11 protein-coding genes and 1 tRNA gene are annotated in these 15,598 nt (G+C 28.2%); 10 read left to right on the top strand and 2 right to left on the bottom strand.

The annotated features are described in order from the left end of the window. Positions 1 to 71 precede the first annotated feature (71 nt). The 3 genes from HMPREF9630_RS02710 to HMPREF9630_RS10165 all read left to right on the top strand — a co-directional run bounded on the left by HMPREF9630_RS02710 (position 72) and on the right by HMPREF9630_RS10165 (position 1,542). Positions 72 to 863: a HEAT repeat domain-containing protein gene (locus HMPREF9630_RS02710; protein WP_009527003.1), complete on the top strand. Its 792-nt coding sequence runs from the start codon at positions 72 to 74 to the stop codon at positions 861 to 863. A 228-nt stretch (positions 864 to 1,091) separates the two neighbouring features. Then, a complete protein-coding gene (locus tag HMPREF9630_RS02705) occupies positions 1,092 to 1,385 on the top strand; it encodes a hypothetical protein (protein ID WP_009527002.1) in 294 nt (97 codons plus the stop codon). Between the two features lie 25 nt (positions 1,386 to 1,410). Further along, a complete protein-coding gene (locus HMPREF9630_RS10165; RefSeq protein WP_009527001.1) occupies positions 1,411 to 1,542 on the top strand; it encodes a hypothetical protein in 132 nt (43 codons plus the stop codon). 337 nt (positions 1,543 to 1,879) lie between these two features. Here HMPREF9630_RS10165 and nox read toward each other — a convergent pair whose 3' ends face one another. Both nox and HMPREF9630_RS02690 read right to left on the bottom strand, forming a co-directional pair. Continuing rightward, positions 1,880 to 3,214 carry a H2O-forming NADH oxidase gene (gene nox / locus HMPREF9630_RS02695; protein ID WP_009527000.1) on the bottom strand — a complete coding sequence of 445 codons (1,335 nt, stop codon included), beginning with the start codon at positions 3,212 to 3,214 and terminating at the stop codon, positions 1,880 to 1,882. A 301-nt stretch (positions 3,215 to 3,515) separates the two neighbouring features. Continuing rightward, the gene (locus tag HMPREF9630_RS02690) at positions 3,516 to 3,935 is read right to left on the bottom strand and encodes an RrF2 family transcriptional regulator (RefSeq protein WP_009526999.1); all 420 of its coding nucleotides are present in this window, start codon (positions 3,933 to 3,935) and stop codon (positions 3,516 to 3,518) included. Positions 3,936 to 4,162: 227 nt separating this feature from the next. Between HMPREF9630_RS02690 and HMPREF9630_RS02685 the strand changes: the two genes are divergently transcribed. The 7 genes from HMPREF9630_RS02685 to dnaG all read left to right on the top strand — a co-directional run bounded on the left by HMPREF9630_RS02685 (position 4,163) and on the right by dnaG (position 15,367). Continuing rightward, on the top strand, positions 4,163 to 5,347 hold the full coding sequence (locus tag HMPREF9630_RS02685) for a metallopeptidase TldD-related protein (RefSeq protein ID WP_009526998.1): 1,185 nt from the start codon (positions 4,163 to 4,165) through the stop codon (positions 5,345 to 5,347). Positions 5,348 to 5,582: 235 nt separating this feature from the next. Beyond that, positions 5,583 to 6,254, top strand: coding sequence for a uracil-DNA glycosylase (locus HMPREF9630_RS02680; protein WP_009526997.1), 672 nt, complete (start codon positions 5,583 to 5,585; stop codon positions 6,252 to 6,254). Between the two features lie 33 nt (positions 6,255 to 6,287). Beyond that, positions 6,288 to 6,382, top strand: a tRNA-Sec gene (locus HMPREF9630_RS10390). A gap of 61 nt (positions 6,383 to 6,443) precedes the next feature. Then, complete coding sequence (locus HMPREF9630_RS02675; RefSeq protein ID WP_009526996.1) at positions 6,444 to 7,919, top strand: aminoacyl-histidine dipeptidase; 1,476 nt, start codon at positions 6,444 to 6,446, stop codon at positions 7,917 to 7,919. Between the two features lie 219 nt (positions 7,920 to 8,138). Continuing rightward, entirely contained in the window at positions 8,139 to 11,546 is a 3,408-nt protein-coding gene (locus HMPREF9630_RS02670; RefSeq protein ID WP_009526995.1) for a PD-(D/E)XK nuclease family protein, read from the top strand. Positions 11,547 to 11,777: 231 nt separating this feature from the next. Further along, a complete protein-coding gene (cobA, locus tag HMPREF9630_RS02665) occupies positions 11,778 to 13,349 on the top strand; it encodes a uroporphyrinogen-III C-methyltransferase (protein WP_009526994.1) in 1,572 nt (523 codons plus the stop codon). Between the two features lie 293 nt (positions 13,350 to 13,642). Then, the gene (gene dnaG / locus HMPREF9630_RS02660) at positions 13,643 to 15,367 is read left to right on the top strand and encodes a DNA primase (RefSeq protein WP_009526993.1); all 1,725 of its coding nucleotides are present in this window, start codon (positions 13,643 to 13,645) and stop codon (positions 15,365 to 15,367) included. Positions 15,368 to 15,598 lie beyond the last annotated feature (231 nt).

Raw genomic sequence — 15,598 nt, 5'->3', positions numbered from 1 at the left:
ATCGATAAAAAATGATATAATATTGTCTGATATTTAGAAATGATAATTCAAGCTGTATAGGGGGAAGAAGTATGCCGGATTCAACTGACAAAATTATACAAGAGATTGAAGCTGAAAGGGTTAATCGCATTAGCCTTACGAGGAAAGATTTAGAAAAATCATATCTTGATTTAGAAAAAAGTGAGTTTGATTCTGATAAAAGACTTGGATTTATAGCCGATTTAGCCGGAAGTAATGAGATAGCATATCACTATGAGCTTATTTGCAAAGATTGGGAAAAAGATACAAAGCTACATTTGGAGAACGGCTTTGAAAAACATGACAGAAATGGAATAGAATTTTTATTTAAACAGTTAGATGAAATTGAAGATGAAAAAATAAAAATATATACTGCTTATCTTATAGCGGAAATCCTTTCAAAATTAAAACATAGAGATTTTTATTCATTGTTTTGCGAACGCCTTATTACTGTTCTTGTTTCACTTTTAGATACAAATAACAGTATTCTGCGCCGTAAACTTATAATAGCTTTTGGGTGGGTAGGTTCATCAAAAGAAATTGACTTACTAACTCATCGGATGATTTGCGATCAAGATACTCTTTGTAGGGCATGGTCTGCAACAAGCCTTATGCAAATGATGTTTTATGGAGTGCGACCGGAAGAATTAAAAGAAAAAGTAAAATTAGCATTTGCTAAAAGTATTACAGAAGAAAAAGACTTATATGCTTGCGGAGTTATAGTAGAGGCAGCACAAACAATATTTGGTAAAAAATGGATATCTTCAAGCGCTGTAGAAAATAAAGAATCTACAAAAATAGAAAAGGCAAAAAAATCCGCTTTACGTTTTTTTAAAAATATTTAAGTAAGGTTGCTTTTTGGATAGAGATTAAACTATTAATTTAGTATCCTGATATAAATTGGGGAAATATTGAAAATCCCATTTTGTTAGATGGAGAGATAACAGGATAATTTAGAATGGAATTTTATAAAGCATGAATTGGAGAAAAAAAGCGATAAAAAAAAATAATTTAGCGATTTAATTGGTGAGTTGGATATGGAAGCAAATTGATGAAGTTTGGAGGAATAGAAGATGATAAGCTTTAGCGGATATGGACTTATTATTGTAGTAGCGGATTATTTTGGAGGCTTGGCTCTTTTAAGCAAGCTCAGTCCATGTATTTTCAAGACAGAAAAGCAACAGTATATTGCTCTATTGTTGTTTCATATTGTTATAACAGGATTTAATTTTTTTTTATCGAGATATTTGAATCGAAAAGGAGTAAAACATACGGTTTACGGACTGAGATTGGAGTATGTTGTACTGTTTGTAGGGATTATATTTCTTCCGCTGATTATTATGATGTGTAAGGATATCCTCTATTAGAGACAGGTAGATTACGGATCTGCCTATGTATGAGCTTCCTTACAAGGGTGCAAAGAAAATGATTTTGGTGGATGATTTAGAGACTAAGGAATTTTTGAGTCGTTTATTTCATGAAATGATTGATGAATTGCCTGCACCGAAAGGAAAGAAAAAGTGAAAAGTGTGAGGATGAAATATAAGAGCGCCGTTTCCTTTTGAGAACGACAGCTTAGATATTATTTTTTGTCCGGTTTCGAATGTTTATAACAGATACTTGGAAAATATGTGAAAAGAATCGTATCGGGTGACGAAACGGGGCGGAGAATTTATTTTGTCTTTTCTTTCCGCTCCCGAATATACCGCAGCGATTGATTTCAAAACGACTGACGGTGGATGTCCTCTGCATTTTGAAAATCATTCCTTTGACATTGTCACCAACAGATATGAGAAATATAGTTTACTGAACATTTGTAAAACAGTAAATCAAAAAAGTTTACTGTTTTTAATAAACCATTTTATTTTGCTGATAATGCAGCCATAGTTATATAATTATATGGTTGATTGAAATGAGGTAAGAACAGTATATCTAATAATTTAAGTCTGTCTATTGTAACTTTTTCCTGAATAGCTAATGAGAACATATGGATACCCATAGACATATCATAAGTTGATGCCATTTGAGCACCTATTACAACTCTTGTATTTTTATCGTATACTATTTTTATTTTTACTTTTGGATTTTCTGTTTCTATAAAAGCGGCTTTTTGTAAATCTTCAAAAGAAGTTGATTCTACTTCTAAACCTAATTTTTTTGCTCTTTCTTCAGAAAGACCTGTTGATACCATTTTTAAGTCATAAATAGCTATACCGTTTGAGCCTTGTACTCCATTTGTTTCCATATGTTTTCCGCATACGTTATGTCCTGCTATAAGTCCGGAACGAACAGCGTTAGTAGCAAGTGCTATATATGAGTTTTCTCCTGTTGAATTGAATAATACGCTTGCACAATCACCTATTGCATATACGTCTTTAATGCTTGTTTGTTGAGTTTCGTCAACTAAATATGCTCCATTTGCAAGAGTTTTTAATTTTCCGCCTCCAAGAGCAGTGTTAGGTCTGAATCCTACAGCAAGTATTACCATATCACATTTGTACTGATTTTTGTCAGTTATTATTCCTTCAACTTTTGTTTTACCGATTATTTCTTTAACCATTTCTCCATAAGCCAGCTGGATACCGTGGCTTTCTAAATTTTTGTCCATCATTGTGCTGAATTCTATATCATAATAGTTTGATAAAGCAGTGCTCATTGTATCAATAAGTACAACCTTTTTGCCTTTTCTTTCAAAAGCCTCTGCAAGCTCCACTCCTATATATCCGGCACCAACTACAGCAACTGTTTTTATTTCAGGGTTTTTTAATTTTTCTATGACATCTTCAGCATTTTGAAACAATTTTACCATTTGAACATTTTCAAGGTCTTTTCCTTTTACATTTGGTACTATAGGTAGAGAACCTGTGGCAAGTATCAATTTGTCATAAGATTCTTCAATTTTTTGTCCATTTTCTAAAGTAGCGTGTACTATTTTTTTGTCAAAATCAACGCTGTCAACAGATGAGTTCATATTTATTTTTGCGCCTTGTGATTCGAGTTTTTCTTTGTTTGAATAAAAAAGTCCGTCAGGTTTTGAGATTTGTTCGCCAATCCAAAGTGCCATTCCACAACCTAAAAAACTTATGTTGGAGTTTTGGTCAAAAACCACAACTTCATTATTTTCATTAAAACCTGTTATTGTATTTATTGCCGCAGTACCTGCGTGATTTGCTCCAACAACTACTATCTTGCTCATTTAATTCCTCCAAAAAATGTTTTAATTTATATTATAGTCAGATTAATTGTGAGATTAAAATAACTAAAAAATACTTGTATAACTCAGGATATATCTTGAAAGAGAATTGAAAAATTTTTTATATAAAATTAGTAAAAATTAAAACAAGTAGTCAAAAAATTAATCTTTTTATTATATATACTCTAAGCATAAAAATTAATATAAGATATGATATATTCTATATTTACAATAAATCATAAGTGTTTATAATTTAACAAATTCTATGCAATAATACCCATAGAATAATATAATTATTCAAAAATTATAAATTTTTCTTATTATATTCATCTATCATATCTTGAAGAGTAGTGTTGTCTATGACATCATCAATTGATTTTTTTATTCTGTCCCATATCATATAAGTAGGACATCTGTCGAGCATATCACAGTAACCTTCATCTATGAGGCATTTAGATGGAGAAAGCTCACCTTCAAGTGCTTTTATTATTTCTCCGGCAGATATTTCATCTGGTTTTCTTGTCAGAAGATATCCACCTTGGACACCTCTGATACTTTTTACTATACCTTTTTTCTTCAATACGGAGAAAATTTGTTCTAAATATAATTCAGATAAATCTGTTTTTTCAGATATGGTATTTAATGACATAGGGGTGTCAATATCAGTCATTGCCAGTTCAAATACAGCTTTTAGTGCATATCTCCCCTTTGTAGAAACTATCATAACGACTCCTTAAACATATAAATAAAATTCTACTGATTGAATATAAATTATAACATATTTATATAAATATGTCTTAGAGTTTTTTTAATTTAAGAATAACTACATAAAAATTTAGTAAAATAATTGTATATATTAAAAATTTAATCATTTTTACAAATACATATAGATTATTATTTTTAAAAATGGTAATATATTGATTATAATATTTATATACTGGTGGGATAGCTATGAAAGAAAAACTGGAAATAAGGAAAACTGAAAAAAAAGCATTTTATAAAAATTCATCTGTTGATGAAATGATTAAAATAAATAAGCAAAATAATATTTTTAGAGATTTTGAAAACGAAACCCTTTCCATAGCCTATATAAACAACGATATAGACGATGATGAAGGATATTTTATTGCGTCTCAAAATAAGAAGTATCCTTATTCACATACTACTATGCTTAATACTCAGAGAAACGTTATTGCAAGTAATAGCAATATAAAAGAAAGAGAAGTGGCAGATACGGTATATAAAGTAGGGAATGAACTTGAAAAATTATCAAAAGATATAGAAGTTGAATACAAGAATGTAAATATAAGATACAATCTTACCAATATAAACAAACTTCATATGAACTTTGAAGATGAGAGAAATGTTTTTTATGTAAAGCTTGGAGAAGATAAGTTCAAATTTGAATATAGAGCACTTGACAGCAAAAAAGCTGTGCAAGATATGGAATTATTTTTAAAACCTATTGTTCAAAAGAAATATATAGAAATATCAAAAATTAACGAAAAAAATTTAATAATACCGAGCGATTTGAATATTTATGATTTCTTTGAAGAATATCTGACTTGCAAAAATGTAATTGAAAATAAATTGATGAACGTAGAAATATTTTCTGAGAAATTATCATTTTATACTTCGCTTTCTCCTGAGGACACAAAGTCACAAAAATATGGTTTACTTCCGTTTTTTGACTGGGAAGGCAGTTATAGTCCGTATTATAGAAATGTATTGATAGAAAACGGGACTGTTATAAAACCTTATTCAAATAAAGACCTTGCAAAAGAATATGAAGTTGAAAACACATGTTGCAGTTATGCACTGAAAGATGACTATCCGTCTTGCAAACTTCTTGGAGCATATATACAAAATGGTGATTATAAATTGGAAGATATGGTAAAATCGGCAATATTTATAGAAAGTGCAGATGTTACATTACAAAAAGAAGAACTTAAATTTGATGTCAAGAGAGCTTATTTATATGAAAATGGAGAACTTACGCATATCATAAAACATTTTTCATTTTTAATAAACGCTTTTAGATTTTTCGGTAATAAATTTATGGGAGCATCAAAAGATTTATTGTTTAATAGCGATTTAAGACGAGCTGTAGTATTTAAAGATATACAAATGTTTTAGTTATCAGTAAAAAATTAATATTATCTTTCTAAATACAGAGTGTAATATAATTAGATACTTTATAAGGCAGGTTTTGAAATAGATTAATTTTTTATATAAATTACTTATTAATGACAGAATTAAATATAAATAGTGTTGCGTAGATTTATCAATATTTATGGGCTGTCAATATAAATTATCTGTTATATCAGCAATTAGTATAAATATATAATAAATAAAAAAAACAGGAGTTATTATGGTAAATATAGGAAACAGTTGGGATGACATTTTAAAAGATGAATTTGAAAAACAATATTATAAAGATATAAGAGAGTTTTTAAAAAAAGAATATGCCACAAAAACTGTATTTCCAAGTATGTATGATATATTTAATGCTCTTAAATACACACCTTATGAAGATGTGAAAGTAGTTATATTAGGGCAAGATCCATACCATGGAGTAGGGCAGGCACACGGCTTATCCTTTTCTGTAAAAAAAGGTATTACAACTCCGCCTTCACTTAAAAATATTTACAAAGAAATAGAAAATGACTTAAATATAGAAATGGATAAGACAAGCGGAGAATTGACTTCATGGGCAAATCAAGGAGTGCTGATGTTGAATGCATCACTCACAGTATTAAAAGGTCAGCCAAATTCTCACAGTAAAATAGGTTGGGAAAAATTGACTGACAGTATAATAGAAAAACTTAATTACAAAGATACACCGGTAGTATATTTGCTTTGGGGAAGAAATGCTCAGATGAAAGAAAATTTAATCACGAATAAAAATCATCTTATACTCAAATGCGCACACCCAAGCCCATATTCAGCGAATAACGGTTTTTTCGGTTGCAAACACTTTTCTAAAACTAATGAATTTTTGAAAAACAACGGTTTAGTAGAGATTAATTGGTGTAATATGTAAAATAAACGAGAGTTGAACGCTAATTAATTATATGGGAATATGTAAGTGCCGGTGCATTTCGTGGTCTTCAAAATCATAGGGGGATATAAAAACTCCTCGGGAGGTTCGACTCCTTCATATTCCCGCCATATGATTTGCAAAAAGTAGTAAATTTTTGATAGATTAATTAAATTTATAAAAGGAGAAGATATGAGTAGAGTAGAAGGTCTTGAACCTAAAGAAGTATTCAGATATTTTGAAGAAATTTCAAATATACCGAGAAAATCAGGAGATACAAAAAAAATAAGCGATTATTTAGTAGATTTTGCTAAAGAGCATAAACTGGATTTTATACAAGAAGCTTGTGGAAATGTAATAATAAGAAAACCTGCAACATCAGGATATGAACATATAGGTACAGTGATGTTGCAAGGTCATATGGATATGGTTTGTGAGAAAAACAACAATATAGACCATAATTTTGATACTGATCCGATAGAGCTTGTTATAAAAGATGATTATATATATGCAAACAACACTACTCTTGGAGCAGATAACGGTGTGGCTTTGGCTTTCGGACTTGCTATACTTGCAGATAACAATATAAAACATCCGAGATTGGAAGCTGTTTTTACGGTAGACGAAGAAACTACAATGTTAGGTGCAAACGAGCTTGCTGTACAGAATTTAGATGCTATGTATATGATTAATCTTGATACGGAAAATGAAGATGAGTTACTATTAAGCTGTGCAGGCGGTGCTAAAAGTCTTTTAAAATTGCCTATAGAATATACAATGTTGCATGGTAATTCGTTGAATGCAATAATAAAAGTGAGAGGTTTAAAGGGTGGGCATTCAGGTATGGATGCAGATAAAAATAGAGGTAATGCTAATGTAATAATTGGTAGAGTACTCTATGAGATAAACGGCCGAGTAAACTTTGAGATGATAAGCATAAACGGAGGAGCAAAAAACAATGCTATTCCAAGAGAATGCGACACAAGTATAGTAATAAATGAAAAAAATAAGGCTGATTTGGAAGACATAGTAAGAATTGTTGAAAATATAGTAAAAAAAGAATTAAATGGCATAGATGACGATTTCAGATTGGAAATTGAATATACAGATAAACACATAGATAGAGTTTTAAGCACTATTTCAAAACAAAAAATTATAGACCTGTTAATGATATATTCAAGCGGAGTTACTCAAATGAGCTTAGACATAAAGGATCTTGTGGAAACATCAAACAATTTGGGAGTTATAGTTACAGATGAAAAAAATGCGTTGGTTACATTTAATTGTGCTATCAGAAGCAGTATTGACTCACAAGTACAGTATATAATCAAAAAACATGAAGCAATAGCAAATCTTTCAGGTGCCACAATAGTTATAGAATCAATATATCCTGGTTGGAAATATAATAAAAATTCAAGACTTAGAAAACTGTTTGCCGACACATACAGACAAATGTATGATAAAGATATGAAATTAGAAGCAATACACGCAGGACTTGAATGCGGTATAATGAGTAAAAAAATGCCTGATTTGGATATAATATCATTTGGTCCGAATATGTATGATATACACACTCCAAATGAACATTTAAGTATAAGCTCTACAAAAAGAACATATGAATATCTTTTGAAAGGCTTGGAAAATATGATAAATATAGAAAAATATTGATGATTTATATATATTTTTCTATAAAAATTATTTATATAAAATTTTATTAAATAGAAGATGTATAAATATATTAAAAACATCACATTATAAATATTTACTAATAAGTTTATATTGTTATAACTGTAAAAAGTTATTTTAAGTAAGGATAAAAATTATAAAAAACGGCTATTGTCAACTATATGTTGAAAAGTAGCCGTTCTCAGTTTAAGGAGCAAAGCAATGCTTAAAATAGTAACTGCAAGGGCATATAGTGGCAAAACTACATATATAATGGACGAGATAAAGAAAAATATAAATGATAACACATTGAGTTATCTTATGGCACCTGAGCAACTCACGCTGGAAACTGAGCAGATGATTATAAATACTATAAAAAAACCTATTTTTTTATGCAAAGTTATGAGCTTTGAAAGACTTTCAGCAGAGGTGTTGTCAAGAGTAGGAGGTTTGAAAAAAGAATACATAGATGATGTAGGAAAAATAATGCTTGCAGAAAACATATTGCTTAAAAATAAAGAAGAACTCAATTTTTATAAAAATTCAATTAATAAATCAGGATTTTTAGAAAATATTATAAAAATTATAACTGAGCTAAAAAAATATGAAATATCTTCAAAAAGTTTATCTTCTTTATCAAGTAAAATAAATGATAAAATATTGTCTCAAAAACTGAAAGACGTTGCTAAAATTTATGATTTATTAGAAGAAAAAATATCAGATAAATTTGTTGATAATGAATCAAGATTAAATTTATTATGTGAAAAGATACCTGAATATACAAAAAATAAGAAATTTAAGATTTATTTTGATAATTTTGTGAGTTTTACACAGTTGGAGCTAAATGTTATAGAAAGTTTGTTATCAAATGAGATAGATATAACTATGACGCTTACTTACTATGATACAGATGACAGCTCATTTGACATAACAAAAAAAACACTTGAAAGCATGATAAAAATTGCTGATAAAGCATTTTCAAAATATGAAATTATACATCTTGACCAATCTTATAATAAAATAGAAGATTTAAAGCATTTAGAAGAAAATTTCGGGAAATTTGATTTTAAAAAATATAGTAAAATACCTCAAAATATAAGTTTGATAAAATTTGACAAAGCAAGAACAGAAATAATGTATTTAGCAAATAAAATAACTATGCTTATAAGACAAAATGAAAGTGATGAGAAAAAATACAGATATAAAGATATGGCTGTAGTAGTAACCGATAGTGTAGGATATGCACCTCTTATAAAAGAGATATTTGATATGTATGACATACCCTATTTCATAGATACCAAGAGAAATATAACGCAAGAAAATATTGTTAATATGTTATTTTCGTTTTTGGATATGTTCGTAAAGTCGCCTAATCATTCCAATATAATGAGCTTTTTTAAAAGCGGTATGAGTGATATAAAAAAAGAAGATTATGAAATCTTTGAAAATTTTCTTATAAGATGGAATATGGACAGCCAAAAATTTATAAATATAAAATTTTTTGACAGTGAAAAATATTTTAATGATATATCAGATTATGACAGAGAAAGAATATGCTATGTAAAAGATTATATAATGAATTTATATTCAAAATATAAACAGATTTTAAGCAGAAAAAATAAGGTAAAAGTATTTTCACAAGAGTTGAACCGATTTTTTAAAGAATTGAATTGCCAACAAAAATTGGAAAATCTTGTAGAAGAGTTAAAGCTCACAGGAAACTATGAAATAGCATCAGAAATATCTCAGATATGGAATATTTTATTATCTACATTAGATAAAGTAAATAATATTTTGGATGACTATGAAATAAGCGTAGATGATTATAAAAAAATGCTTTATCAAGGTTTGAGTACACAAAAAATAGCACTTATACCTCCAACTATGGACGGTGTTATGATAATGGATATACAACGCAGCAAATCGCTCGGATATAAAGTTTTATTTGCAGTAGGTATGAATGATACATTGTTACCGCATACATTTAAACAAGATGTGATTTTTGCTGAACAAGACAAAAAAATTCTACTTGAAAATGATATAAATATGATGTCTACATCGGCTAATATGTTGTCACAAGAAAATACAGCTCTTTATATAATATTATCAAAGACGAGAGAAAAGCTGTATTTAACTTACAATATAAGTGATGTAAATGAGCAAAGTGCAGGCAAATCATCATATTTGCATACAATAGAAAATATATTTCCAAATTTAAAAACATATTATATATCAAGTGAAACTTTACAAAATAAAAAAACAAATTCAAGCTATTTTGACAACATAACGCATAAAGTTGCATTTGCAAAATTGAAGACAGATCTTAGAGATATGATAAGTAACCGAAATTTTGACGAAGACAGTTTAAAATTATATGATTATTTTTTACAAAATGAAGAATTTTCTGATGAGACGAAGGCTTTAAAAAATTCTTTATTCAAAAAAAATGACATAGAGAATCTAAAAGAAACTTATGTTCAAAAGCTGTATAATTTACCTTTGCAATCTTCTGTTTCACAAATACAAACATATGTAAAATGTCCATTTTCTTATTATATGAACTATGGCATAAGACCTCAGAAAAGACAAAAGCAAAAAGTTGACAGACTAAACTCCGGAAATATATTGCATAAATATATGGATAATTTATCTAAACAAGTCTTGGAAGATAAAAATATTTCTATACTTGACAGCAAAGAGAAAATAAACAGTTTTGTAGATAAAATATATGATGAAGAAGATTTTTTAGATAATGATATGAAAATGGTGACTTCAAATTCAAAAAGGCAATTCCATATAATAAAAAATCTTAAAAAAATCTCAAAAAAAGCGACAGAGATTATAATGGAGCAACAAAAATGCACATCTTTCATCACAGAAAGTGCGGAATACAAGATTAAAGATATAAAAATAGACATTAATGACGATAAAGATGATAAAACAAACCATATAATTCTAAGGGGAATAATAGACAGAGTAGATAAATTGGTAAAAGACGGAAAAACATATTTAGGAGTAGTAGATTACAAATCAAGTGTTAAAAAACTTGAATTAAAAGACGTATATCAAGGCATAAATATACAAATGATATTTTATTTATATGCACTTACAAAAAAAGATGAAAATTATAAAGATGCCTCTCCTTATTATGCTATGTATTTTCCTATGATTGACAGTAAGATAGCTCTATCTGAAGAAGATTTTGAGCAAAGTGAAAATGGTGAGCAAATAAAAAAAGAACATTTAAGACAAAAAGAACAAGAAAATATGAAAATGGCTGGAATAATAACTGATGATATAAATATGATAAAATCATTTGAAAATGATATAGAGGGTAAATCTAAATTTTTGGATGTAAGGATAAAAACAGACAAGGCAGGAGAAAGTACAGTTACAAGCCAAAGCGTTGTCAGCGAAGAAGATATGAAAAAAATAATAGATTATGTTATAAATATTATAAAAATATCTGCAAATGAAATATTAAAAGGTAATATAAAACCCTTGCCTGTGAAAGAGGCTTGTGAATATTGCGATTATAAAAATATATGTGAATTTGATGAAAGTATAGATGGATTTGAATATAAAAAAATCAAAAAATTAAACAAAAAAGAAGTTTTAGATTTATTATAATGACAATTCAATACTGAGTATTATTTAAATTATACAACGGTGTTATACAAATCTAATAAAATAAAAGACTGCTTGTAGACTTCTTAATTTAATTAAATTATCTACTATTTTATTAGAAATTAGTATAAATACTATCACAAATTATAATATTTCTAAATTTAATACTATTTATTGTTTTAAAAAAATACAACTTTTTGATTAATATAATTTATTATGTTTTACAGGAGAATTATGAAGAAAGGTAAAGTTTATATAGCGGGAGCAGGAGCAGGAGATGTCGGATGTCTTACTCTTAAGGTTAAAGATATAATTGAAAAAGCTGATATAATACTCTATGATAATTTAGTTTCAGATGAAATTTTATCTTTTTCATCACCAAAGGCTGTGCTTGTAGATGTAGGTAAAATAGCAAGTTTTCATAAATTAAAACAAGAAGATACAAATAATTTGTTAATTGAATTTTCAAAAAAATATGATATTGTACTTAGGCTAAAGGGTGGAACTCCTTTTGTTTTTGGCAGGGGAGCAGAAGAAGCAGAAGTGCTTTTAAAAAATGATGTAGATTTTGAAATAATGCAGGGAGTGTCGTCTGTAACAAGCGTGCCTGAAAGTATGGGAATACCTTTAACGCATAGAGAATTTGCGTCAAGTTTTTATGTTGTTACAGGCAGAAAAAAAAGAGATTTTGATTTGAATGAAGATGATTATAAAAGAATTGCAAGCTTAAAAGATACAACGCTCGTATTTATGATGTCTGTTGCAAAAGCCAATATTATTGCTCAAAATCTCATTTCAGCAGGTAAGGACAAAAATACAAAAGCTGCTATAATAAGCAATGGTACATTAGCAAATGCCCAAAAATATGAATATACTCTTGAAGAATTATCTCAAGTCGAAGATACAGGTATATTTGATACACCCGGTATGTTGATAGTAGGAGAAGTTGTAAAGCTTTCCGATAAACTTAATTCATCATCTAAAAAATTATTAAATGGAAAGCGAATTATAATAAACGTTCCAAAAGAAAAAGGAGATAAATTACAAAAAAAACTCTATAATTTAGGTGCACAAGTATTAAATGTATCAACAAATTGCTTAGAAAAAAAATATGATAGAAAAGAAATATTAAATTTTTTTGACAACAACTATGAAAGACAACTAAAGATTTTGCAAGAAGAAATTATAAAAGAAGTCAATGAGAAAAATTCCAATAAATTGTTAAAAAAATTGAAAAATATAAATAATGGATATATATGTTTTACAAGTGCTTACGCTGTGGATATATTTTTTGACATATTAAAAGAAAACAGCATAGATATAAGACAATTATTCGGCTATAAGATATGCGTAGTAGGAAGTGCAACATCAGACAAACTCAAGTCTTACGGTATAATGTCCGATATCATGCCGAATATATATGATGCAAAATCATTAGCGGAGGAATTAATAAATCAAAGAGCAAAAAAGGTTATTTGTATATTGCCTCATAATATCCAAAGCGATTTATATACACAGCTTTTAGAAAATAATATAGATTGTGTGCGAATAAACATATATGAAAAAAAATCAAAAAAAGTTAAAATATATCGTGAAAAAACAAATGATATATATGTATTTACAAGTTCAAGTTCTGTAACAGGTTTGGTAAATTCATATGAAAAAGAGCATTTTAGAGGGAGACTTGCATTTTGTATTGGAAAGCAAACAAAAAAAATAGCTGAACAATATGGATTTAATACCGTTATGTCAGACAATGCAACAATAGAGGAGCTTATAAGATGTATAGAAAAATACTATGCTTGATGTATTTTAATTACATTGTCTGATTAAACATAGATATTTTTTGAGATAATGCTCTAATACACTTTTTTATAAATATCTGAAAAGCATATATTTATAAAAGCATTAGCAATTTTGCTCTCAAAACAATTTGAGCATATCTCAATTATAAATATCATAATTATACAACTGTTTTAAATATTTGATAAATGGGTAGTATCTAAAATACTAAAACAAAATAAAAAAGTTATATCAGACAATATGGTAAATTTATGATAATTAATTGTTTGACTTTTTTTGTAAGTGAGGGGGTTGGCTTGGAAAATCATAACACTCATTTTGATGACAGATTTATAGAGGAAGTCAAAAATGCCAATGATATAGTGGAGATAATATCAAAATATGTTGATTTAAAAAGAACAGGAGACAGTTATAAAGGACTTTGCCCATTCCACAATGAAAAGACACCGTCATTTATGGTAAGTGAAAATAAGCAGATTTTTAAATGCTTCGGTTGCGGTGAAGGTGGAAATGTAATAACTTTTCTCATGAAAAAAGAAAACATAAGCTTTTTTGAAGCAATAAAACTTCTTTGTGAAAATGCGAGGATTGAACTTCCTGTAAATAATATAAGCAGTGAAGAAAACCTAAAAAACTACGAGAAAAAACAAAGAATGTATGATTTACATATAGAATTAGCAAGATATTATTTCGATAATATGCAAAAAAATATTGAGAACTCTATGGATTATTTGAAAAATAGAGGGATTGATGAAAAAACTGTAAGAAAGTTCGGACTTGGATATGAAGTAAGAAAGTCATCTGCAATAGAATATTTATATAATCATGGTTATACCAAACAAGAGCTATTGGACAGTATGATTTTCAGACAGAAAAATGATGAGCTGTACTCAATATTTTTTTCGAGAGTTATGTACCCCATATTTGATTACAGGAATAGAGTTGTAGCCTTTGGTGGAAGAATAACCGGAAGTGGTGAGCCTAAATATCTCAATTCCCCTGAGAGCATAATATTTAAAAAGAAAGAACAACTCTATGGATTGAATTTGGTAAGAAAATATAATGCAAAGAGGATAATTTTGGTAGAAGGTTATATGGACGTTATACGCCTAAACCAAAAAGGTATAGTAGGAGCAGTTGCGTCTCTCGGTACATCTCTCACAAAAGAACAAAGCGAAATAATAAAAAAACAAAATAAAAAAGTATATATATGCTATGATTCCGATAAAGCAGGAAGAGTTGCAACTGTTAGAGCCATAGATATATTACAAAGCTCAAACATAAAGCCATATATAATATCACTTGAAGGATATAAAGATCCTGATGAATTTTTTAATAAAAATAAAACATCGGATTTTATGGCAAAAATTGAAAATGCGGTATCTCCACTAAGTTTTTTGATAGATAATATAAAATCTGAGTATAATATAAACATATATTCTCAAAAATTGGAGTTTATAGACAAAGCCAGTGAGCTTATAAAATCAAGTAATGATGCAATAGAAATGGAATATCAGACAAAAAGGCTTTCTGAAATTACGAATATGTCTGTAAAATCAATAGGTGTCAAAGTATATGGTCAATATTTTTCACCAAAACAGTTTCAATTAAATCAAAAATCAGATGAAAAAATAGTAAAAAAAGTTTTTCCACATATAGAAAATAGCGATACTCAGACAAATGAAAAAAAATTAATTGATATTATATCAAAAAAACCTGATTGCATACGCTATATAATGGATATACTTAATATGGATGATATAACAGATGACAGTTTTAGGGAGTATTATTCTCAGTTTTTAGGTAGTAACGGTGCAGACTTAGAGCCGAAAAATGAAGAATATAAAATACTTAGGAAGTTGGCATTGTTTACCAAAATAGATATATTACAAAAAAAATTAAAAAAGTTAGAGCAATCTCAAAATATGGACGTAGAAGAAATAAGTTTTATGATGGAAGAAAAAATAAAAATTATAAAACTTATATCCAATCTTAAAGAAGATATTAAGGGGCTGATATAATGAAAACCAAAAACCCTAAGAATGAGGAATTAAAGTTGAAAAATAAAGAAATAAAAGAAAATAAAAAAAATGTGAATAAGGAAGAAAAATTGACAAGTAATACTGAAAAAAAACCAAAAGCTAAACAATCAGATTCAAAGGATGAAGAAAAAACGATTAAAAAGAGAGATAAAAAAACAAAAAAAGAAGTTATAGAAGAAGAAAATGAAGTATTGGAAGAAACTGTAAACG

Source organism: Peptoanaerobacter stomatis (assembly GCF_000238095.2).
Classification (GTDB): domain Bacteria; phylum Bacillota; class Clostridia; order Peptostreptococcales; family Filifactoraceae; genus Peptoanaerobacter; species Peptoanaerobacter stomatis_A.
This window is presented reverse-complemented; position numbering and strand designations above follow the sequence as displayed.